Here is a 21,327-nt window from a genome sequence, read left to right on the forward strand (position 1 = left end):
TTTCCTTAATTTTTTAAAGCTCTAATCCAATATTCCCATTATAAACAGGAACTTGTTCATAACTTGCACCCATTTCATATGACTTCTCTTGGACATTTGATTTTACATAGTCATATAATCTTTGAGTATTTGAATTGTTTTCAATTAATCCTCTCATTACAAAATATGAAAAAAGTCTATTGCCTTTTTCATCATATTTGTTTGAGTATTGAGTTCCACTTCCAGCACTTATAACTATCATCTTACTTGTGTCAAAAGTCACACTCTTTGGTTTAATCCTTGTTGCAGCTACACCTTTTATAAGTGCTTGGTTATCTGTGCCACCTGAGAAACAACTATCAATAAAAGCTACCACCTTAGTTGCTTTTGAATTGCTCAGAGATTTATAAATATTTTGGAGCTTGAATCTTTCATCTGTTAGATAAGCTGGATTCATATCTTGTGCCAACATATATGGTTCATTATTTTGAGATGGGACTGGAATACCATGTCCACTATAATAAAAATAGATAGTATCTCCACTTTTTACTCTTCTGAGCATATCTTTCAAGTTATAATCTATTTTAGCACTGGTAGCACCTTGGTTTATTAGGGTTCTAACATTGTTCTCAGGTATCCCAAGTCTTTTTTTCATAACAGATTTAATTTGTTCAGCACTATTTTCTGAATACTTGACTGAATCTGTAAACTCATAATTTTCTATTCCAACTATAAAAAGCCATTTGGTGTTATCAGTCTTACCAGATTTGGAATTTTCTAAAAACTTAGGAATGTCATTTTGATACTCTTTAATTATATTTTCACCATACTCAATTTGCTTATATATTGCCACTTTAATATCATTGGGCTTATAGTCTGCATCTCTCAATACAGCTGAGTATATTTTCCCTTCATATGGAACAACAATATTTTTTAAAAAAACCTTTTCATCTCTATATTCATAAATTACCTTTACTTTTTTCTCATACTTGTAAAAATCTTTGGCAATTTCTAATGGAATATTTATAGCTATATCTTTGGAAAACTGTCCTTCACTAGATGTTAATTTACCATAAAACAATTCATTATCAGCATCATAATCAATTGATTTTATTAATGGTTTAGCATAAATTTTATTATATGCTTTACTCATATTTACATTGGTAATTTCTTCTATATTATTTTTCACATAATCTACTCTTTTTTTAAAATCTGATGTTTTTTCAAACTTATCTTTTTCTAAATTATATTTTTTGAGGATTAAGTGGTTAGTTATTATAGAGACTTTTTCTTGATCCTCTAAGATATTGTTAAAAGCTAGATTACTTAATACTTCTGTGTTATCACTTATGCATCTAACATAATAAGGAAATGCACCATAAGGATTTACAATACTTTTTGTTTTAAAACCTACAACACTTCCACTGGCAGCCCAATAATAACTATCTAAATAATATTTAATATTTTTTTGATCTAAATCCACCAATTGTTTTTCAGATGGCAAATACCAGTTTCCATGTCCTGAAAAGTTAAGGTTTTTGCAATACTTTTCTGCATCATATAAGTTAACTCTCACTGTTTTGGTATCAATATTGTCTTGCCATATTATGTTGCCTTGATTAACTACATTATTAATTGAATTTTGTATGTTTTTGTACTTTTCTGGATATTTTTGTTTAGAGTAATTTGTGATAATTTTTTGATATTCATTATTATCAATTTCAGACTTACTTCCATCCCAAACTATTTTATTGCTTAATACTTCTGTGCTATCTATGCTTGTTACTTTTAGTTTTGATGCTTCTGGTTGATTGTTGTGAGTGTTATCCAAACTTGTAACTTTTGGTTCTATATTTCCACATCCAGTAGCTAAAAGTAAGATTAATGAAGTTGTAAAAAGTTTTAAAAGCATTTATAGATTCCTTAAAGAAAATGATTATTTGTTAGATTTTATCATATAGAACTTAAAAAACAGAAAGTTAGGACATATGTATATCCCACTAGTTTTGTTGCTCCTTTCATTCAATCACTGTTATCCATAAGTATGTATTTGCCTGGCAATCACTATTAACACTTTCTTTTTTACAAACTCTATCAACTGTCCAAAAATTTTATCACATCTCCTTTTTTTGACACTTTGTACTTAAAATAGATATTCAAAAGGAGTACATAAAATGTCAACCAGTTTCATTCAAATCAAAGCCATCAAAACAAAAAAACATCTACAAGAAAGGGTTACACACATAGTCCAACCATACAACAGGTTCAAAGGAGTATTTGATAATATCATCTATATTAATGAGGAATTTTCTCAAGATACTGAAACAAAAAACATTCCTGATGCCAAAGCAACAACAGTATTAAGAAGTAAATTAACCAGAACAATTGGAAGCTATAAAAATCAGCTAAACAAACAAACTTTAAAACTAAAAAATGCACAATTTATTTCAGACCAAAAAGGAATAAGCAGAGCTGAATCTGCTATTGCAAGGAATGAAGCAAAAATCAAAGAGCTAACAGAACAGAGGGATTCAATTTCAGACAGCAGAAAAGATAATGCTGGAGGCAATAAAATATCTTACAGAGAAATAGTATTTAGCATTACAGGTGTTAGACACTTACTTGAAGATGAACAGTACTCCAATAGACTATACAATTTATCAAGACAGTTTTTAGAAGACAATTTAAATGCCAAACTCATCAAGGCAGTAATCCACAGAGACCAGCCAGGTAATGTACAGCACATCCACTATTTAATAGAATATGATGCAGATAATAGTTTCACAAATGATATGAAATTAAAATATAAAGATGATGAGAAACACATTCAAGATTTAGCTATTGAATGGGAGCAAAAAATTAAACAGAGTAGAGTTGTAGAGCAATTTCATATAGATTATGAGGATATAGTTAAAAATGGAAAAAGAGAATATAAAACTCTTGCAAAGTTTAAAAGAGAACAAAAAGAAACTCTCCTAGAAGTTACAGAGGAAGCCAAGAAAGAAACTCAACAACTAAAATCTAAACTTATCAAAAAAAGTAAAGACTCAAAAGGGAATATTGATAAGGTAAAAGTTTTAAACAGTTTGCTAAACACTGTTAAAGCTATGAAAATAGAGTTTAAATTGCTTGTGTCAAGTCTTAGCACTAATAAACTACTTAAAAAAAATAATCAGTTAAATAGTACAGTTGAAAAACTTACATCAGATTTAGAGAGAAATGAGAGATTGTCAGATGAGTTTTATCAAGAAAATGTCAAGAATTTTGACAAGAGAGTTAGAGCTAAAAACACTGCACTGGTTAGGTCAGAACATAAACTCTCTAAACTTGAAAAATCACACACAGATTCAGAAAGGGTTAATAAAGAAAATATAACTAAGGTTGCTAAACTAACTTTATCAAATCAAGAGCTTCAAGCAAGAGTAAAATCTCTTGAAAGTCAGCTTGGAATTATGCAAAGAGCAAAGATCAAAATAGGTTCTACCTTGAAGAAACTAAGAAGTGGGAAAAGAGAAAGCAATATGAGCTTAATTGACTTGATAGGAAAATAGAGTAAATTTTTACTATTTTTGTGTTGCCCTATGTTTTATGTGCAATATTGAATAATGGTATAAAAAACAGTGGAAAAGTGTTGAATTAGAGTTAATAAAAAGAAATATGTGAAGCTGGAATACAGACAAAATAATCAGTTCAGCAGATAAGCCTGTTACTATGGTTCTTCTTTCTTTATAAACCCCTATACTAATAAAACATAATCTCAATGTTTATTGAAGCAGACCTCTTTTCTTATTAACCCTCTACTCTTGTATTAATATCTCTATAAAGAGATTTAATTAAGAGAGTATCTTAAAGACACTCTTAAAGATACTCTTAGGAGAGCTAAAAAACTATGGTGATATTAGGTCTTTTTAGGGGAATAATGAGTCCTCAATGGGGTATTTTTAAGTCTTATATGGGGTGTTAGTATGTCCTGCTAAGTTTAATATGTTAGAATACAACAAATAATAATCATTTTACTAATACAAGGGATTAACAAATGCTTTTAAAACTTTTTTTATTTTCAGCTACTTTATTTTTTATTAATGGATGTATGGATAGACAACCAGAAGTCAGAACCAGTAAAGTTAATAATAGTGAAATATCTTATGCAAAAAATATAGATGTATCTGTTGATGAAAAAACTGCTGAAATGAATTGGAATAATTTTGATAATGTGAAGATAGATAATGAGCCAACAGAGCTATTGAATTTCAATAATTTAACTTGGGCTAACAAAGAAAAAAACAATATTGCAACATGGAAGAAAGCCTATAAATACTGCACTGATCTTTCAAATCATGGTATTTCAAATTGGAGACTTCCAAGCCAAAATGAGCTAAATTATATTAGAGAAAATAGAAGTATATTTTCTAATATTTCATTAAATTATTATTGGAGTTCTGATACTAAAGATATTGACAATATACCAAATGCAATTGCTGTCAATATAAAAACAGGAAGTGCTGATTTTGATTTTCAAAATAACCAAAATTTATTCTTATGTGTAGGTGATAAATTTGTCTTGTCTGAGATAGATCAAATGGCTTTATACAAACAAAGGATGGAAGTATTAACTAATAAATTGATATCAAAAGCATTGGAAGTAGAAAAACCAAAGTTTCCTAAAAAACCAGATACACCAATAGTTCCAAAAGCAAAGAATCTTATTAAAGGTGAATTTGAAAAAACTGCTATGTTTGAAGATAGAGTAGCAGTAGAGAAAAATAATAGATTACAAATAATCACTTCTATTGAAAAACAATATACCAAAGATGTCAAATTATATAATTCTGAAATCAAAAGATTAACAGATGAATATAACAATAAAGTGGCAGGAAACAAAAATAAAATTAACTTAATTACATATGAGTCAATACTTAAAGCATATTATCTAGTTTATGGAATACCTTATTTAGATAAAATTTTAAAATATGATGCAGATAATGAAAAATTTTATACTAATATAAAATCTACAAAAGGTGGATTTGAAGAAAAAATTGAAATAATTGTACCAATCAATGAAGCAGAAAAATTCAAAGAAAATTTAAGCTTACTAAAAATTAATGTAATATTTACATATAAAGATAAGAAATTAGTGTTAAAAAAAATAAACATTAAAAATTCTGAAATCACTTACATAGCAACCTCTACTATTAGAAATTATCAAGATAGAGCAGTATCAGTAGCAGTAAATAATGGGAGTCTTAATCTTCCAGCTACTCCACTTCTCAGCTCTTCTTTGGCTATAAGTTCAGCTGATTATGATATTGGAGAAATAAACTATTCAAAAGATCCAGAAATAGCAAGACTGCAAAAACAGAAGTTTGAACTTGAAAATAGGCAAAGAGATAAAAAACAATCTCTTGCAAAAGCAGATCTATTAAGACAGCAAAAACTTGCCCTTGAAGCTCAAATAGCACTCCTTGAACAAACAAAGGGAGGAGTCAATGATATTCCAAGTCTTCTTAAAAAATCAAAAGCTAAAAAAGTAGATAATACTAAATGGCTCTTCATAGTAGGAATAGAAAACTATGAATATACAGACCCTGTGGCATTTTCAGCTAATAGTGCAAAAGAGTTTAAATCTGTTATAGAGAAAAGACTTGGTATCCCAGAGAGCAATATTAGAACCCTCATAAATAGAGGAGCTACTAGCTCAAAAATAGATTATAACTTGAAAGATATGCTCAGAAGAGTAAAGAGTGGGGATACTGTTTACTTTTATTACAGTGGACATGGCATTCCAGTTCCAGCACAAGACAATGAAGCATATATGTTGGCACAAGATATGAATCCAGCTTATTTAACAGATGAAAGGTTTAAGCTTCAAAATATTTACAAATCTCTGAGCAACTCAAAAGCAACTAAGGTAATAGCTTTTATAGATAGTTGTTTCTCAGGTGGAACAGATAATCAAGCACTTATAAAAGGTGTAGCTGCAACAAGAGTTAAACCTAAGAGTGTGACTTTTGATACAAGTAAGATGATAGTTATAAGTGCTGGAAGTGGAACTCAATACTCAAATAAATATGATGAAAAGGGTAATAGACTTTTCTCATATTATGTTATGAGAGGATTGATTGAAAACAATTCAAATACTCAAAGATTATATGATTATGTAAAATCAAATGTACAGGAAAAGTCATATGAGATGGGTGCAAGTTATGAGCAGGTTCCAATATATGATGGGAATATTGGGTTAGAGCTTTAATTTTAAGGAAATTTACTATGAAACAACTAATAGTTATAGATATTATATTTAAGGAAAACACAAATGTTTTTAAAGCTTTTTTTATTCTTACTTCCTTTTAGTCTATTTGCAGGAGAAGTTGTTTGGAGCAGTGACGCCAGTAGTGAAATTAGTCAAAGTGAGTATGACAAAGTTATAGAAGAGTATGTTGATAATAAGTATCCTGAGAGGGTTGAAGCTTGGGAAAAAAAACAAAAAGAGATACAAAATAATACAATCTCCTTAGATGGTTTGATGTGGCAAGATAACAAAGATGCTATATTCATAGAAAGAGACTGGATTGGTGCAAAAGAGTATTGTAAAGATTTAATTCTTGGGGGTTTTAATGACTGGAGACTACCAAATATAGATGAGCTTAAAAGCATATTGGATAAAAACAGAAAACCAACTATAAAAAAAGAGTTTAAAAATACTGTCTCTGGCAGTTATTGGAGTTCTACTACCACTGCTAGTAATACTACCGGTGCGTGGCGTGTCTACTTCAGCTATGGCGGTCAGAGCAGCTTCAGTAAGACTTATTACTATTATGTTAGGTGTGTTAGGGCAGGACAGTAACTTTGATTTTTGTAAGGATACAATAAAATGATTTTAAAACTATTTTTATTTATACTACCCCTTACTCTTTTTTCAAGTGAGATGGTTTGGAGTGGTGATGTTAGTGGTGAGCTGAGTCAAGCGGAGTATGACAAAGTTATAAAAGATTATGTTGACAAGAAGTATCCTGAGATAGTGGAAGCTTGGGCCACCTTTAATAATGGTTTGATGTGGCAGGATAATAATGGTTTGATGTGGCAGGATAATGAAGATGTTTTGTCAACTATGAAAAATTGGTCAGGAGCAAAACAGTATTGTGAAGATTTAACTCTTGTGGGTTTTGATGACTGGAGATTACCAAATATAGATGAACTTAAAAGTATAGTGGATAAAAACAGAACACCGGCTATAAAAAAAGAGTTTAAAAATACCATCTCTAACGGTTATTGGAGTTCTACTACCAATGCTAGTAATACAGCACGTGCGTGGAATGTCTACTTCAGCAATGGCGGTCAGTACTACTACGGTAAGGCAAGTAACTTTTATGTTAGGTGTGTTAGGGCAGGACAGTAACTTTGCTATTTGATTTTTCTTTAATGGAGTGTTTATAATGATAAAAAGAGTTTTTATTTTAGGTTTGATGGTTTTTGTTTTGTCTGGGTATGCAAGTGGTCTGAAAAATCCATACAACATCAATCAATCAGAAAAGTTTACAGCTTTAACAAATTATCTTATTGGGTTAGAGTTACAACCAAGTAAACCAACCTTGCCAAATAAACCAAAACAGCCAACTATACCATTAGCCAAAAAACTTACAAAAGGTAAGTATGAAAAGACTGGTACTTTTGAGCAAAGAGTAAAAAAAGAGAAAGCAAAAAGATTAAAAACTATAAAAACTTTAGAAGTAAATTATGCGAAAGATGTAAGAGTATATAATGATGAAGTAAAAAAACTTACAGATAACTACAACAATGAATTGGCTAAAAAACAAAAAAAAATAGATGATATAACTTTAAAAGCTATGGAAAAAGCTTACTCAATTGTTTATGGAAAACCATACTTAGAAAATAGTTTAAAGTATGATGCAGATAGTGAGACGTTTTTTGGAGTGGTAACATCTACAAAAGGTGGTTTTAGCGAAAAGGTTGCTGTAAGAGTTCCAATAGACCAAGCAGAGAGTTTTGAAAAAAACATAAACTCTTTAAAAACAAGTGTAGTTTTTGACTACAAAGATAATCAACTCGCTTTAAAAAAGATAGTTGTAAAAAAAGCAAACACTCCTTATATAGCAATGCTAAGTGATATTAATTTTAAAAGTGAGAACATAAGTGTAGCTGTTGGCGGCGGTAGTTTAAATCTGCCTGCTTCACCACTTCTAAGTTCATCCTTAGCTGTGAGTGCAAGTGATTATAGCATTGGCGAGGTTAGTTACTCTAAAGACCCTGAAATAGCAAAACTTCAAAAACAGAAGTTTGAGTTAGAAAAAAATGTAAGATATAAAAAACAAACCCTTATTAAAGAAGCAGAGTTAAGAGCACAAAAACTTGCACTTGAATCACAAATAGCACTCCTTGAACAAACAAAGGGAGGAGTCAATGATATTCCAAGTCTTCTTAAAAAATCAAAAGCTAAAAAAGTAGATAATACTAAATGGCTCTTCATAGTAGGAATAGAAAACTATGAATATACAGACCCTGTGGCATTTTCAGCTAATAGTGCAAAAGAGTTTAAATCTGTTATAGAGAAAAGACTTGGTATCCCAGAGAGCAATATTAGAACCCTCATAAATAGAGGAGCTACTAGCTCAAAAATAGATTATAACTTGAAAGATATGCTCAGAAGAGTAAAGAGTGGGGATACTGTTTACTTTTATTACAGTGGACATGGTATTCCAGTTCCAGCACAAGATAATGCTCCATACATGTTAGCCCAAGATATGAATCCAGCTTATATAGATGATGAAAGATTCAAGCTTCAAAATATTTATAAAAAACTTTCTAATTCAAAAGCTACAAAAATTGTAGCTTTCATAGATAGTTGTTTTAGTGGGGGAACAGATAATCAAGCCCTTATAAAAGGTGTGGCTGCAACAAGGATTAAACCTAAGTCAGTAACTTTTAATAAGAATAAAATGGTGGTTATAAGTGCTGGAAGTGGAACTCAATACTCAAATAAATATGATGAAAAAAGTAATAGACTTTTCTCTTATTATTTAATGAGAGGTCTCATTAATAATAATACTGACATAAATAGATTATATGACTATGTTAAATCAAATGTTCAAGAGAAGTCTTATGAGATGGGTGCAAGTTATGAACAAGTTCCTGTTTATTCTGGAAATATTGGATTAGAACTTTAAAAATGTATGAAGCAGATAAGAATGAAATGATTTTAGGTATAGATAACTTAATCACTACAATTGAAACAAGGTTGCTACCAAGTTTTGATAATCTTGAAGTAGAGGCACAAGCTGCTGCTGATAAGAGATTAGAAGAACTTGCTGAAACATATGGAGGAGCAGAAGATCCATCTCCTTACTATGAAGAAGCATATGATACTGGTGGAGAATATTATGTAACATATACAGAAATGAAAAATGATTTTTTAAATATGACAACAGTTTGGCTTTATCATTTATTTGAACAGGATTGTAATAAAATTTTTAGTGATACAAAATGGGGAATTAGAAAAGAAAAAATTGCAAGTTTATCTATCTCAACAATTACACCCTCTAACTTTTATAAAATCAATGAAGAGCTACAACATATATGTGACATAAATAAACATGGAGATGGCAGGGCAAAGGAAAAGCTATTAGTTATAAGACCTGACTTGATTGATAGTAAAATTGAAAAGCATTTTGGAGACAATCCAGATACTACCACACATACTTTAAAAAATATTTCATTAAAACAGCTAAAAGAATATGCTGAATATATGAAGTCATTTTGGATTGAGTTATATGAAGCCTTACAATTGAAGAAAAGTATGTAAATGATTTTACCTCTGCAAAATCCATATATGAAGATAAAGAGTTCTTTTGTTTAGCAAAAGCAAGTAGTGTTAAATATGTAAAAAAAGTTAGCTAAACCTAATTTTCTCACACATTAACCATTCAACTTGCTCTATGAGATTTAAGAGAGAAGGGAGCTAAATAGATTCACTATTTAGCCTTAGTAGATTGTAATTCCACTTGCTTGATCATAACTATTTTTTAACAGTGTATTATTAGCCTGTGCAGAAGCTGATACTACTTGTTGAGATACACCAGCCTTTTTAAGCTCAGTATCTACAGTCCAAAAATTAATATCATTTTGCTTGTTGTAGCTTACTTGTTCAGAATCAGTTATAGTAATTCCAAACACTGATAAGTCAAAATCTTTAATAGTTTTTTTAATTTTATTAAGTTGTCTTGTGCCAATGGCCTTAGTATTAATTCCAAGCTGTTCCAACACATAAACTAACTGAAAATTAATAAAATCATTAGCTAATACATACCTCACAAATGATTTAATAGTGTCATTTCTGATAGCTAAAATTGCTGGAAGATATTTATCATAGTTGACTAGGGTATCAGTCTTAAAACTATTGATATAATCACTGCTAAACTTAATAATAAACTTATTATTTTTTGAGCTATATTGTGCTTTGTCTAGTATATGAATATCTGACCAACTATTTGAACTACCATAAAATCTTTCAAGGCTAATTACAACATCAACTAAATCTTGTATCTTTTCTTTGAGGAAATCTCTATTCTTGCCACCTTGACTCTTTCCTAATTTCTTCAAAATAAAATACAAACTGAACTCAGCATAGTGCTCATTATTTGTAGTTCTTTTGAGTAGCTTTTCAGAAAAAATCACATCAAGTATATCTCTATGAGATTGACCAAGAAGTCTATTCCTTATCTTGATTTTATACTCTCTATTTTCAAAAATAGAACCTTTATTTCCATTACTTACAAAATTTTTGTAAGTATTAGTACTTTGTATATTGGAATATGGCAAGAAAATAGAGCTTCTAGTAGTATCCACACTGCTTGTTGCATTACTTAATATATCTAATAAAATTTTACTCATAATCCTATCTCCTAAAATGGTATTTCATCACAGTCATAAACAGCTGTGTTGTTATTTACTTCTACTGGTGCTACTAATTCTTTGGAAACTATTGGTTGATTGTCTTCTGATTTAGGAGCAAATATTTTAATCTCAAATACACCATCCCCTGGATCAAAATGATTAGCTTTTTCTACTTTGCAATATCTGTAAATCTTACTCATCTTTTGCTCAACTTTAACAGCTTTACCTTTGCTATCCTTGATAGGTTTTATTCTTGGGTCTATTGCACTAATAGAGTAGTGCACCCTAACAGCATCAATAATAGCACTGGCCCCCCTTACACTGGTGGTTTTATTACCATTGGCATCATTAGAACCTTTATTATGATGGTGTATTATGATAAAAGTTTTACTTTCTTCTTCTGCCCAAGTATTTAACAAATTAAAAAAATACCTAACTTCTCCATTGTTATTTTCATCAATATTTCCCATAAATTGAATAAGTGGGTCTAATAGAATCACATCATAAGAAACCAATTGTTTTTTAAAGAACTCAAAAAACTTACTTGCTTGAAGATTTCCATTTCTACCTTTATCCACAAACCCCATTGCATGACCTTTACCAGCCAAATCAAAATTAATATCAATTTCATTATTATAAATTGCTTTTAATTCAATTCCTCTATTTTTTACAAAACCTGCTGTATCCTCTGAAAACCAAGAAAATATATTTATCCCTTCATATTCTTTTTTTAATTTAGAGAGTAGTAAAATACCCAAGTAGCTTTTACCCACTCCACCACCAGCACTTATTAGATTTATTTCATTTTTCTGTAATGGTAAAAAATCAGTTAAATAAAAAGCAGGTTGCTCTATTATTACATCAGATAGATTCTGAATATCAAGTGAAAAAGTACCTTCATTTGATTCCTTTTCTAGCTCTGAAACTAAACTCCCTAATTCTTCTATAACTTGACTTGAATTAATATCCTTATCAATAGTAGAGTACTTCTTTAAAGCTTTTTCAATAGCTTGTTTCTTAGTGATTTCTTTCATTCTATGGACATATCTTGTAATATCACTTACTGAATTAGATTCAATTTTATCTTGATAGTCATCCATATATTTTGGATCTAAATCAACTAAGAGTTCTTTTAGTTCAATATAACCATCTTCATCATATTGTGCTTTCATATTTGTAAACATTTCTTTATTTTCTTTTACAGTAAAATCATTAACAGTTAAGTCAATGTTTTCCATTAAAGAGTTGTCATTTAGAATAGAGTTTAATACTGTTGATTCATTATTAATATGGGACATACTATATCTCCTCTGCTGGATAGTCAGGATGACTTGTATATAGATGTTCTAACTGTTCAAGATCTGCATCTATTTTATCTTCATTATCTTGTGATTGTTTTTCCATATCTATTTCATATTGAGGAGAGTTTTCATACTCTTCATATAAAGCTTCTAGTCTTTCTTCTGCACTTTCATTAGTGAAACTATTTGTGTGTTTTGTGCTCTCTGCACTGTGTTTTGTATTTTTCAAAATCTATCCTTTAAATTTTATTTACAATCCACTTACTAATTTGACTCAATAAATGTTTTGATGGGAGTATTATAATTTCATATAGAGTGCTAATATGCACCTTATATTTTAAGCAACATCTTGTGCAAATAAATTACTATTGTTATTTATTGGCTTATTTACAGGATTGTTTTTTATTCTTGAAACAGAGGTGTCAAAAAATGTTTTGTCTAGTTCTGCACCTATAAAGTTTCTACCAAGGTTAAGAGCAGCAACAGCAGTTGTGCCACTCCCTGAGAATGGGTCTAAGATCAGGTCATTCTCTCTACTTGAATTTCTTATTAATCTCTCAATATGTTCTAAATGCTTTACTGTTGGATGAGCATATTTCTTATTATCTTTTGCATTAGTAGCATCAAGGAATAAAGTTGAAGCATCCTCCATATTTTTAGGCATACAAAGTCCACCCTTCCTGAAATACAGGCAATATTCTGTATCAGTGGTATATTTATTGTAAAAGGTAGGAATAGGGTTAGTTTTAACCCATTTTAATATATCAAATGAACAACCAAGCCCATCTATAAAATAGTTAAAGTATGTAGGTATCTGTGCTTTATTACACCAGATATACATATTTATTTTTCCTTTCTGTAATTTGACTAATCTATCAAGTACAGCTTCATAGTCAAAGCCTTCTGTAATAGAAGCTTTTACTAATTTATCTTGTGATTTCTGTAAAGATTTGGATAAATTAGATTTACTACCAGATTTTGTATTAAGTATTAAGTAGGGGGGATCCATAACAACAAGAGGTATATAAGTATCATCAGCAATCAAACTATCCATAACTTTAATACAATCATTATTATGTACAGTTGCACTTGTGCCATTATCAAATGAAATCACTTCCACATTACCTGCTATCACATTATCAGTAATAGTATTATGATTTATAGTCTCATCTAGACTGTCAAATAAACTTCTCAAAAAATATCCTTTTTAGATAGGTGTTAAATTTCAATCAACCTCTAAAAGTTAATTGATAAGAGCATTGTATTTTGAAGTTAGGTGCTAATATGCACCTAATAATTTAGAGTTTTTCTTAAATGAAAGATGATTTTTTGACAGAAGTACAAAAGCAAATGCATTTCAACTTAAAACTGTATATAAAAATAAGGAGGTCATATAATGGCTAATATTAAAGATAAACAAGAAGAGGAGAGAATAGATAAGTTCTTAGGTAATGATAAAGCACTTAATGAATTAAAGGACAGTTCAGAAGAAGATATCAATGAATTAATGAAATATGGAGTCAATAAAGCAAATAATTTAACACCTATTGAGTTTGCAGAAGAGTTTTTAAAACAATTAAAGCTATACCCTCAGTTATTAGACAGTAGAGATATTTCAAAAATAACTAATAAAATAGAAATAGATATAGATATAGATGAGGAAGAATAATGATATTTATACTTTTATTATTATTAGAAGATGCTAATGAAGATGCAGTTGATATTTTTAATAAACTTGATAATGATAAAAAATTGCTACTATTAAAATTATTCAAAAAGATATTTATGGATGAATTTAACAGGGAAATAGCTCTGTATAAGAAGATACATAAAGCATATGAAGATAAGAGAGTTGAATTAAGTATTTTACATGAGTTTGGTGTAGAACAAGGCTATGTTAATGAAGCTAGTTCATTTACTGATGACATTGACTATCAAATAATAAATCATTTTAAAAATGTAGATAATGTTGAAAATATGGATATGGATATCTAAAAGAATATTTGGTGCCAAATGGGTGCCATTTAATACCATTAAATAGGGTATTTTTAGAGTGATTGAAAATAGTAAAGTCTGTATTTATGGTATTTAGTGGTATTTGATAGGGTTTGTTTTTAGTTTCCTCTCATCCGCACCATCAAATAACTGAATCTCTCAAAACTCCCTTAATAACGAACTTTCAAAGACTTTAAGAAAACTTCAAAATTATTTTTCTAACCTATTTCTAACCTTGAATTGTAAAACTTTGCAATACCATTATTTATTCAGTATATCTTTTATACTTCTCTTCCAATATTTTCTATGTATAAGTCTATGCACTTGTAAATTTTCTGCTAATATTTCTGCTTTCGATAATTGAGAAAGAGTTTCCCAATCATTGTTAAATATATATGTAGCATTTCCTGCAAATGAGTTTTCTAATACATATAAATTTCTATCAGTAAAACCAAAGACAACATAGTCATTAAATCCACCATTACCAGTCGCTACAAAATCAGGACTGAAACTATTGATATATTCAAACCTTCTTAATGTGTCTTCCTTACTTACAACTTCTGTTTTATCAAGTAAATCAATTAGTGCTTCTTTTAACTTAACCCACGGCATTACACCCTGCGGTAAAATATTCCAACTTACTTTTTTTATTTTTGTTTTTTGTCTTGAAAGAAATTCAATATCTACAACACTACATTCACCAAAGAGTTCTAAAAATAGATTTATTGTATGTTTTATTAAGTTTTTATTATTTTCATTGAATATCAATTTATCAGAGGTAACTATTTTTTCATTATTATCATCAAGTAAAATTAGTAATTCCATTGAAGGAGCTACTTCTATAAGTCCAACTTGAAACTTTTTATATGGTTGTTGTTTTGTAATATGCACATCATGCTTACCATATGCTTTGATTGTTGCACTTTGTGTTTTATAATATGTTTCTTTTGGCAGGTCTTTTAATTTTTCATATCTTCCATTAGCATTGATTTCAGATACATTACCGCATAATATAGAAGGTAAAACTTTCTCACCAATTGGCAAGGAACTGCTAAAACCTACCTGCAATAATCTATCTTTGAAACTATCAATATCATCTAAAATAATATATAAATTTTCATCTTTCTTAAATTCAAGTAGAAATTTATCGACATTCTGGATTTTACTTTGTGCTATACGCATTTTAGTCCTTAATAATTTTAATAAGTTTAGCATCTCTTGTTTCAATTAAATCACCCATTCTAATGATAGGTTCAACTTCAATTTTGATTGAATTAGATTTTTTAAAATAATCACTGACTGCTTCTAACTGTTTATTATTAGTATGGACTTTTATTTTGCCTATAAAAGCAACTTCCATCATAAATGACATACTGGCTCTTGTCAGTCCGTCAGGAACACCAGAAATTGTTATATTTTCAATTTTAATGGTATTTATCTCATTTTTATTCAAGAGTTCTTTTGTTAAATTATTTATCTCCAATAATTCAATATTGCCTTCGGCTTCTGATGAGAATGTTATTGAAGTGGGTTTTAATGAATGTTCTTCGGTATTTTTTCCAACTATTGAAGCGATTTGTTTCATCGCTTGGTAATTAGCCAGTTCAGCATTTATAAGTTTAGTATTTTTTTCGATAGTTTGTTTTTTCTTTTCAAACCTTACATCAAAATATTCAGCCTCTACTAAATCTAATGCAAGTTTAAAAGTTTCATCAACAAGTTTTTTAATATCTTCTGTTTTAGTTTCAGAGTTTAGATATTCTCTCATTTTATGTATTAAATCATACAAAAAAGCACCTACAAGACCTTCTGATACTGTTTGCATACTTATGGGGTCAATTAACCCTAAAAGTATCTCAAAGCTACCTTCTTTATTCGCTTCTATGTAAATATTTTGATTTTTAGTACCGTGAATTTGATATTCATAGTTATAAGATATTTTTTGAATACTATCTGACAATTTTCTCATATCAGTTAGTGAAATCATATGTGAATCAGTGGAGCCACCATTTAATTTTACTATCATTTACACACCTTTTTTAGCATTTATTTTTTTAGCTAATTTTGTAACATGAGTGTGTTTGTTATCATATAGCTCTTCTAAAACAAAAGAGAGCATATCGTAGCCATTAAATACATCGTCAAGTGTTATATCATCGTCACAGTGACTTCCTGCATTACCGAGCCACTTTATAGCCAAGCAAATATCTTTGATTTTTTGATACTTTGTCGGTAATAATCCAATTCTTTTATGTAAGGATAGTTTATTTCTTCTTCCTCCACTTGTATGATAGTTCTTAATTTTTAAGTGTGTTAATAAACACTCTATTGCAATCCTTACCTGATTTGCTGCGGATGACTTATTATTAAATACAAGTGAAAATGATGACTTTATAGAATTTTGAACATTTTCAGGAGTTTTTTCAGGTATTTGAAAAATATTCAACGGTGGGTAAAAGAAAACAGGCTTAAAGTATTCGACATGTCTATAATCATCATATGAATATTGTTCTCTTTCTACACCACCAGTTCCTGAACAAGTCACAACTTCTTTACAACTTGGATTAGTGCATGATAATAATGCTGTAAATGTATATGTTATCATCTCTGGTGCTTGAAACCAATTCTCATGATAATTGATTTCAGTTTCAGAATTATGTTGTTTCAAAAATTTATCTTGTATTACTTGCAATGAACCACTATTACATGTAGGACATTGCCATTTTGACATATCATCATGTGTAAAATATCCTTTGTATAGTTCTCTGTTTATCATTATTTTTCAAATGCCTCTTTTAATACTGCTTGTATAAGTGTTTGGCTATTTGTTTTTGAACTATTGATTTGAGTATCAAGTTCATCACAAATTGAATAAAGGTTTTCTATTTTTTTTAATATTGCATTTTGTTCTTCAAGTGGTGGTAGAGCTATCATAGTGTTTAATACTATTGGTTGATTTATTTTTGGCATATTTTTTTGAGCACCAGAAGCATTTGTTTGAAAATATTTTCGTGTATAAATTGACACTAAACTTTTTTGTAAAAAATATTTAGAACTATATTTACTACATTTTACTTTCCTCAACTTTCGCACATAGATTTCACTAAATCCACGAACTTAATTTGAGTATTAAAGCCCATAAATAGCCACTTTTTAGTATAATTTTGTCACCACAACATCAAAAATACAAGGCTATTTTATGGAACTTGACAATTATATACAAACTGCAGTGAGAAGCATATTAAAGAATCCAATACTTGAAGTGCTAACAGAGATAAAAATCACAAAAATACTTAAGCAGAGCAACTTCATTAAACGAAATGTTGGCTATCCACCATTTCAAATAATATTACACTTCGTTTATATGTTAGTGATGCAAAAACGCCAGTCAACATTTATAAAAAAGAGCGATAGTGCATTTGGGAAAGATGCCTATTACAGATTTATCAAAGATAGTCGTTACAACTGGCGAAAGTTTTTAATGCTAAGTACTACTGCACTTTTGCAAAGAATAAAACCACTACATAAAAAATGGTGAACATCGCTTACTCATTATTGACGATACAGTAGAGTCTAAGAGAGGTAAATACATTGAGGGAAGCTGTAAATATATTTGGAGCAATAAAGAACATAGGAGTATCAATGCGCTCAATATCGTATCTCTAAATTATGCAGATTCACATTCAACTTTTCAATTAGATTTTTCTATAAAAATGAATGGTAGCAATAGAAAAGATATTTCAGAGTTCACAAATAAGCTACATCACAGAAGTAATGCATATCAGAGAAAGAGTGAAATTACTAAAGGCAAAAATATACTAGCTATTGAGATGCTGCAAAGAGCTTTGGATAACGGTGTTGATGCAGATTACTTGCTCGTAGATAGCTGGTATGCTAAACCGAATTTCATACATCAAGCTAATGAACTTGGTATGCCAGTAATAGCAAGACTTCCAAACAATAAACTTATTTGGAACTTTAAAGGCAAACATAAAACTATGAATGCAATCTATGACAGTATGAAAAACTATCGTCACAAAAGTAGTGGTAAACATGGCAAAATATCGTACAAATATTTCGATGCCATTGTAGAACATGCAGTTTTAGGTAAAGTCAAGCTCGTATTTTTACACACAGGTAAAGAGTTGTTAGTTTTTATCTCAAGTGATATTACTATTGCAGGCAAAGAGATTCTAGCAACTTATAAAAAGAGATGGAATATTGAACAAGGCTATAAAGATCTCAGAAACCTCTTCGGTTTTGGAAAAGAAGAAAATCGTATCTATGAATCACTAATTGCAAAAATAACACTATCTATGTTTGCATATAACATTGTAAGTTACTCAACTCGTATGTTCTTTTTTTTGTAAATTTTTAGTTTATACTTCTTTTGAGTTGTTCGTTAGAAGTAATGTATCGGTACTTAACTAAAGCGGCATAGTCTAGCTTGTGCGAAAGTCGGATAATTACACTTTAAATTTGAGTGGCGAGTGGATCGGTTTCTAATATCTTTTTTTTGCAAGAAAAAGTTGAAGCTAGATCGGATTGAATCACGAGGCAAAGTTATGTGTAGTATTATTGCTTAAAAGTCACATAGGAGTTTACTCCTATGCTAACGAACTCTCTTAAAATAGTAGGAGGTTCACGGTGTCAAATTGTATCGGAATTGATGTATCAAAAGCAAGTATAAATATTCATATAGCAAAGAATAAGCAGGATTTAGTTTTAGAGAATAGCATTAAAGGTTTCAGGTCTCTTATCTCTAAATTAAAAAAAATATATAAAAAAGAGATGGAGAATATTGTCTTTATTTTTGAGCCAACAGGTAGTTATTCTGAAGCACTTAGAAAATATTCTTCAGAACAAAATATCAAGTGTTTTATCATAAATCCTAAGCAGTTTAGTAATTATGCTAAAGCATTGGGAGTGGAAGTAAAAAATGATATTGAAGATGCTAGAGTTCTTTCAAAAGCTCTTCATTTAGCTAAAGATAATCAGATCAAGGTTCCTGTATATAACGAAGATATAGAACATATTAAGGAGTTGATGAGTTTTTATAAATTCACGAAAAAACAAACAACACAACAGAAGAATCATCTTGAAGCATTGACAAGTAAAGATGGTGATAACTTCTCAATTAAAGAACTTAAAAAGTCTATCAAAGAATCGAAAGAAAAAGAGCTTAGAATTATTGAACAAGTACAAACTTTAATTGATTCTACGGATGAATATAAAATTGCATATGACAATATTATATCAATAAAAGGAGTTGGTCAAATTGGTGCCATTGTACTTTTACATCTCTTTTTAAAATACCCAGAAGCTAATCAAAGGCAGATTACCTCGTTAACAGGTCTAAATCCAATTTATAGACAATCCGGTACATCAATTCAATCAGGTTATAAAATAGCAAAGTCAGGCGCAAGTCTATATAGAAGTGTGATTTTTATGTCAGTTCTTACTGCTGTACAACATGATAAAAATTTTAAAAGTTTTTATGAGAGATTGAAATCTAAAGGAAAACATACAACATCTGCTCAAATTGCTGTCATGCGAAAAATAATACTTACTGCACATTCTCTTTATAAAAATAATAGAAAATATAATGAAAATTATAATACTCATGAAGCTTCTGATATGGAATAAAATTGAAGAGAATTGTTACTATCGGTATCATTTTTAAAGGAAGTTAAACGTGGCGACTTTCGCACATAAAACCTAACTCTTTTTGAGTGTAAGCACTTAGCACTGCGAGAATAGTGAGTAAATCTTTATTATCCTTTACAACATTCTCAATTTCAGAGATTTTTGTCAGTATTTGAATAAAAAGTTGCATAGATATTGCCAAAGTTTCAAGTTCGCATTCTAAATCTCTAAATAGTTCTCCAAGAGTTTGAGGCTCATGTTTTATGCGATTTATATAGCTTACAATATTGTATGCGAACATGGATAGCGTTATTTTTGCAATCAGCGATTCATAGATGCGATTCTCTTCTTTTCCAAACCCAAATAGGTTTCGTAAATCTTTATATCCTTGCTCGATATTCCATCTTTTTTTGTAGGTCGCTAAAATCTCTTTACCAGCTATAGTGATGTCAGTTGAGATAAAAATTAATAAGTCTTTGCCTGTGTGTAAAAATACGAGCTTGACTTTACCTAAAACTGCATGTTCTACAATGGCATCGAAATATTTGTACGATATTTTGCCATGTTTACCACTACTTTTGTGACGATAGTTTTTCATACTGTCATAGATTGCATTCATAGTTTTATGTTTGCCTTTAAAGTTCCAAATAAGTTTATTGTTTGGAAGTCTTGCTATTACTGGCATACCAAGTTCATTAGCTTGATGTATGAAATTCGGTTTAGCATACCAGCTATCTACGAGCAAGTAATCTGCATCAACACCGTTATCCAAAGCTCTTTGCAGCATCTCAATAGCTAGTATATTTTTGCCTTTAGTAATTTCACTCTTTCTCTGATAAGCATTACTTTTGTGATGTAGTTTATTTGTGAACTCTGATATATTCTTACGATAACTATCATTCATCTTGATAGAAAAATCAAGCTGGAATGTTGAATGTGAATCTGCATAATTTAGAGATACAATATTTAAAGCATTGATACTTCTATGTTCTTTGTTGCTCCAGATATATTTACAGCTACCTTCGATAAATTTACCTCTTTTAGCTTCGACTGTGTCATCAATAATGAGCAAGCGATGTTCACCATTTTTATGTAGTGGTTTTATTCTTTGCAAAAGTGCAGTAGTACTTAGCATTAAAAACTTTCGCCAGTTGTAACGACTATCTTTGATAAATCTGTAATAGGCATCTTTCCCAAATGCACTATCGCTCTTTTTTATAAATGTTGACTGGCGTTTTTGCATCACTAACATATAAACGAAGTGTAATATTATTTGAAATGGTGGATAGCCAACATTTCGTTTAATGAAGTTGCTCTGCTTAAGTATTTTTGTGATTTTTATCTCTGTTAGCACTTCAAGTATTGGATTCTTTAATATGCTTTTCATAGCAGTTTCTATATAATTTGCAAGTTCCATAAAATAGGCCTTTATAATGATGTTAGTGGTAACAAAATTATACATTAAAGTGCCTATTTATGGGCTTTAATACTTAAAATT

The 21,327-nt window shown here is 29.8% G+C and carries 21 protein-coding genes; 11 read left to right on the forward strand and 10 right to left on the reverse strand.

The genetic code is table 11. The annotated features are described in order from the left end of the window. Positions 1-13: 13 nt before the first annotated feature. A complete protein-coding gene (locus HUE88_RS13750; RefSeq protein ID WP_229860112.1) occupies positions 14-1,891 on the reverse strand; it encodes a caspase family protein in 1,878 nt (625 codons plus the stop codon). 262 nt (positions 1,892-2,153) lie between these two features. On the opposite strand from HUE88_RS13750, the gene HUE88_RS00985 reads away from it, so the two are divergent. The 6 genes from HUE88_RS00985 (at position 2,154) to HUE88_RS01010 (ending at position 9,796) form a co-directional block, all read left to right on the forward strand. Then, complete coding sequence (locus HUE88_RS00985) at positions 2,154-3,530, forward strand: hypothetical protein (protein ID WP_194370210.1); 1,377 nt, start codon at positions 2,154-2,156, stop codon at positions 3,528-3,530. A gap of 485 nt (positions 3,531-4,015) precedes the next feature. Next, complete coding sequence (locus HUE88_RS00990) at positions 4,016-6,229, forward strand: caspase family protein (protein WP_194370212.1); 2,214 nt, start codon at positions 4,016-4,018, stop codon at positions 6,227-6,229. 63 nt (positions 6,230-6,292) lie between these two features. Then, complete coding sequence (locus HUE88_RS00995) at positions 6,293-6,823, forward strand: Lcl C-terminal domain-containing protein (RefSeq protein ID WP_194370214.1); 531 nt, start codon at positions 6,293-6,295, stop codon at positions 6,821-6,823. 27 nt (positions 6,824-6,850) lie between these two features. After that, entirely contained in the window at positions 6,851-7,375 is a 525-nt protein-coding gene (locus HUE88_RS01000) for an Lcl C-terminal domain-containing protein (RefSeq protein ID WP_194370217.1), read from the forward strand. 37 nt (positions 7,376-7,412) lie between these two features. Next, positions 7,413-9,161 carry a caspase family protein gene (locus HUE88_RS01005; RefSeq protein ID WP_229860113.1) on the forward strand — a complete coding sequence of 583 codons (1,749 nt, stop codon included), beginning with the start codon at positions 7,413-7,415 and terminating at the stop codon, positions 9,159-9,161. A 2-nt stretch (positions 9,162-9,163) separates the two neighbouring features. Continuing rightward, positions 9,164-9,796: a hypothetical protein gene (locus tag HUE88_RS01010; RefSeq protein ID WP_194370219.1), complete on the forward strand. Its 633-nt coding sequence runs from the start codon at positions 9,164-9,166 to the stop codon at positions 9,794-9,796. Positions 9,797-9,975: 179 nt separating this feature from the next. Here HUE88_RS01010 and HUE88_RS01015 read toward each other — a convergent pair whose 3' ends face one another. The 4 genes from HUE88_RS01015 to HUE88_RS01030 all read right to left on the reverse strand — a co-directional run bounded on the left by HUE88_RS01015 (position 9,976) and on the right by HUE88_RS01030 (position 13,383). Further along, positions 9,976-10,884 (reverse strand): hypothetical protein, encoded by a 909-nt coding sequence (locus tag HUE88_RS01015; protein ID WP_194370221.1) that lies wholly within the window; start codon positions 10,882-10,884, stop codon positions 9,976-9,978. Between the two features lie 11 nt (positions 10,885-10,895). Continuing rightward, positions 10,896-12,185 (reverse strand): AAA family ATPase, encoded by a 1,290-nt coding sequence (locus HUE88_RS01020; RefSeq protein ID WP_194370223.1) that lies wholly within the window; start codon positions 12,183-12,185, stop codon positions 10,896-10,898. A gap of 1 nt (position 12,186) precedes the next feature. Then, complete coding sequence (locus HUE88_RS01025) at positions 12,187-12,417, reverse strand: hypothetical protein (RefSeq protein WP_194370225.1); 231 nt, start codon at positions 12,415-12,417, stop codon at positions 12,187-12,189. Between the two features lie 108 nt (positions 12,418-12,525). After that, positions 12,526-13,383, reverse strand: a complete 858-nt coding sequence (locus HUE88_RS01030) for a DNA-methyltransferase (RefSeq protein WP_229860114.1) — start codon at positions 13,381-13,383, stop codon at positions 12,526-12,528. 201 nt (positions 13,384-13,584) lie between these two features. Between HUE88_RS01030 and HUE88_RS01035 the strand changes: the two genes are divergently transcribed. Both HUE88_RS01035 and HUE88_RS01040 read left to right on the forward strand, forming a co-directional pair. Then, positions 13,585-13,857: a hypothetical protein gene (locus HUE88_RS01035; RefSeq protein ID WP_194370227.1), complete on the forward strand. Its 273-nt coding sequence runs from the start codon at positions 13,585-13,587 to the stop codon at positions 13,855-13,857. After that, positions 13,857-14,183 (forward strand): hypothetical protein, encoded by a 327-nt coding sequence (locus tag HUE88_RS01040; protein WP_194370229.1) that lies wholly within the window; start codon positions 13,857-13,859, stop codon positions 14,181-14,183. Before HUE88_RS01035 ends, HUE88_RS01040 begins: the two co-directional genes overlap by 1 nt. A gap of 261 nt (positions 14,184-14,444) precedes the next feature. Here HUE88_RS01040 and HUE88_RS01045 read toward each other — a convergent pair whose 3' ends face one another. Genes HUE88_RS01045 through HUE88_RS01060 form a run of 4 tightly spaced genes read right to left on the reverse strand, consistent with a single transcriptional unit; the run spans position 14,445 to position 17,276 of the window. Beyond that, complete coding sequence (locus tag HUE88_RS01045) at positions 14,445-15,365, reverse strand: hypothetical protein (protein ID WP_194370231.1); 921 nt, start codon at positions 15,363-15,365, stop codon at positions 14,445-14,447. Position 15,366: 1 nt separating this feature from the next. After that, positions 15,367-16,209, reverse strand: coding sequence for a hypothetical protein (locus HUE88_RS01050; RefSeq protein ID WP_194370233.1), 843 nt, complete (start codon positions 16,207-16,209; stop codon positions 15,367-15,369). Continuing rightward, positions 16,210-16,959: a DUF4145 domain-containing protein gene (locus tag HUE88_RS01055; RefSeq protein WP_194370235.1), complete on the reverse strand. Its 750-nt coding sequence runs from the start codon at positions 16,957-16,959 to the stop codon at positions 16,210-16,212. It lies immediately after the preceding gene. Beyond that, a complete protein-coding gene (locus HUE88_RS01060) occupies positions 16,959-17,276 on the reverse strand; it encodes a restriction endonuclease subunit S (protein WP_347401030.1) in 318 nt (105 codons plus the stop codon). Before HUE88_RS01060 ends, HUE88_RS01055 begins: the two co-directional genes overlap by 1 nt. Before the next feature lie 106 nt (positions 17,277-17,382). Between HUE88_RS01060 and HUE88_RS01065 the strand changes: the two genes are divergently transcribed. The 3 genes from HUE88_RS01065 to HUE88_RS01075 all read left to right on the forward strand — a co-directional run bounded on the left by HUE88_RS01065 (position 17,383) and on the right by HUE88_RS01075 (position 19,829). Further along, positions 17,383-17,721, forward strand: coding sequence for a hypothetical protein (locus HUE88_RS01065; RefSeq protein WP_194370240.1), 339 nt, complete (start codon positions 17,383-17,385; stop codon positions 17,719-17,721). Positions 17,722-17,737: 16 nt separating this feature from the next. Next, a complete protein-coding gene (locus HUE88_RS01070) occupies positions 17,738-18,553 on the forward strand; it encodes a transposase (RefSeq protein WP_268245940.1) in 816 nt (271 codons plus the stop codon). Positions 18,554-18,830: 277 nt separating this feature from the next. After that, the gene (locus HUE88_RS01075; RefSeq protein WP_194369361.1) at positions 18,831-19,829 is read left to right on the forward strand and encodes an IS110 family RNA-guided transposase; all 999 of its coding nucleotides are present in this window, start codon (positions 18,831-18,833) and stop codon (positions 19,827-19,829) included. A 43-nt stretch (positions 19,830-19,872) separates the two neighbouring features. Here the strand turns inward: HUE88_RS01075 and HUE88_RS01080 are convergent, their stop codons facing one another. After that, positions 19,873-21,246 (reverse strand): IS4 family transposase, encoded by a 1,374-nt coding sequence (locus tag HUE88_RS01080; RefSeq protein ID WP_194370242.1) that lies wholly within the window; start codon positions 21,244-21,246, stop codon positions 19,873-19,875. Positions 21,247-21,327 lie beyond the last annotated feature (81 nt).

The organism is Candidatus Sulfurimonas baltica (assembly GCF_015265455.1).
GTDB classification, from domain to species: Bacteria; Campylobacterota; Campylobacteria; order Campylobacterales; family Sulfurimonadaceae; genus Sulfurimonas; species Sulfurimonas baltica.

Excerpts from the sequence above, each read along its gene's own strand:
- HUE88_RS01065 (WP_194370240.1), top strand. The coding sequence starts at position 17,383 with ATGGAACTTGACAATTATATACAAACTGCAGTGAGAAGCATATTAAAG.
- HUE88_RS00990 (WP_194370212.1), top strand. The coding sequence starts at position 4,016 with ATGCTTTTAAAACTTTTTTTATTTTCAGCTACTTTATTTTTTATTAAT.
- HUE88_RS01000 (WP_194370217.1), top strand. The coding sequence starts at position 6,851 with ATGATTTTAAAACTATTTTTATTTATACTACCCCTTACTCTTTTTTCA.
- HUE88_RS01080 (WP_194370242.1), bottom strand. The coding sequence starts at position 21,246 with ATGGAACTTGCAAATTATATAGAAACTGCTATGAAAAGCATATTAAAG.
- HUE88_RS01050 (WP_194370233.1), bottom strand. The coding sequence starts at position 16,209 with ATGATAGTAAAATTAAATGGTGGCTCCACTGATTCACATATGATTTCA.
- HUE88_RS01045 (WP_194370231.1), bottom strand. The coding sequence starts at position 15,365 with ATGCGTATAGCACAAAGTAAAATCCAGAATGTCGATAAATTTCTACTT.
- HUE88_RS01055 (WP_194370235.1), bottom strand. The coding sequence starts at position 16,959 with ATGATAAACAGAGAACTATACAAAGGATATTTTACACATGATGATATG.
- HUE88_RS00995 (WP_194370214.1), top strand. The coding sequence starts at position 6,293 with ATGTTTTTAAAGCTTTTTTTATTCTTACTTCCTTTTAGTCTATTTGCA.
- HUE88_RS01010 (WP_194370219.1), top strand. The coding sequence starts at position 9,164 with ATGTATGAAGCAGATAAGAATGAAATGATTTTAGGTATAGATAACTTA.
- HUE88_RS13750 (WP_229860112.1), bottom strand. The coding sequence starts at position 1,891 with ATGCTTTTAAAACTTTTTACAACTTCATTAATCTTACTTTTAGCTACT.
- HUE88_RS01020 (WP_194370223.1), bottom strand. The coding sequence starts at position 12,185 with ATGTCCCATATTAATAATGAATCAACAGTATTAAACTCTATTCTAAAT.
- HUE88_RS01005 (WP_229860113.1), top strand. The coding sequence starts at position 7,413 with ATGATAAAAAGAGTTTTTATTTTAGGTTTGATGGTTTTTGTTTTGTCT.
- HUE88_RS01015 (WP_194370221.1), bottom strand. The coding sequence starts at position 10,884 with ATGAGTAAAATTTTATTAGATATATTAAGTAATGCAACAAGCAGTGTG.
- HUE88_RS00985 (WP_194370210.1), top strand. The coding sequence starts at position 2,154 with ATGTCAACCAGTTTCATTCAAATCAAAGCCATCAAAACAAAAAAACAT.
- HUE88_RS01035 (WP_194370227.1), top strand. The coding sequence starts at position 13,585 with ATGGCTAATATTAAAGATAAACAAGAAGAGGAGAGAATAGATAAGTTC.
- HUE88_RS01040 (WP_194370229.1), top strand. The coding sequence starts at position 13,857 with ATGATATTTATACTTTTATTATTATTAGAAGATGCTAATGAAGATGCA.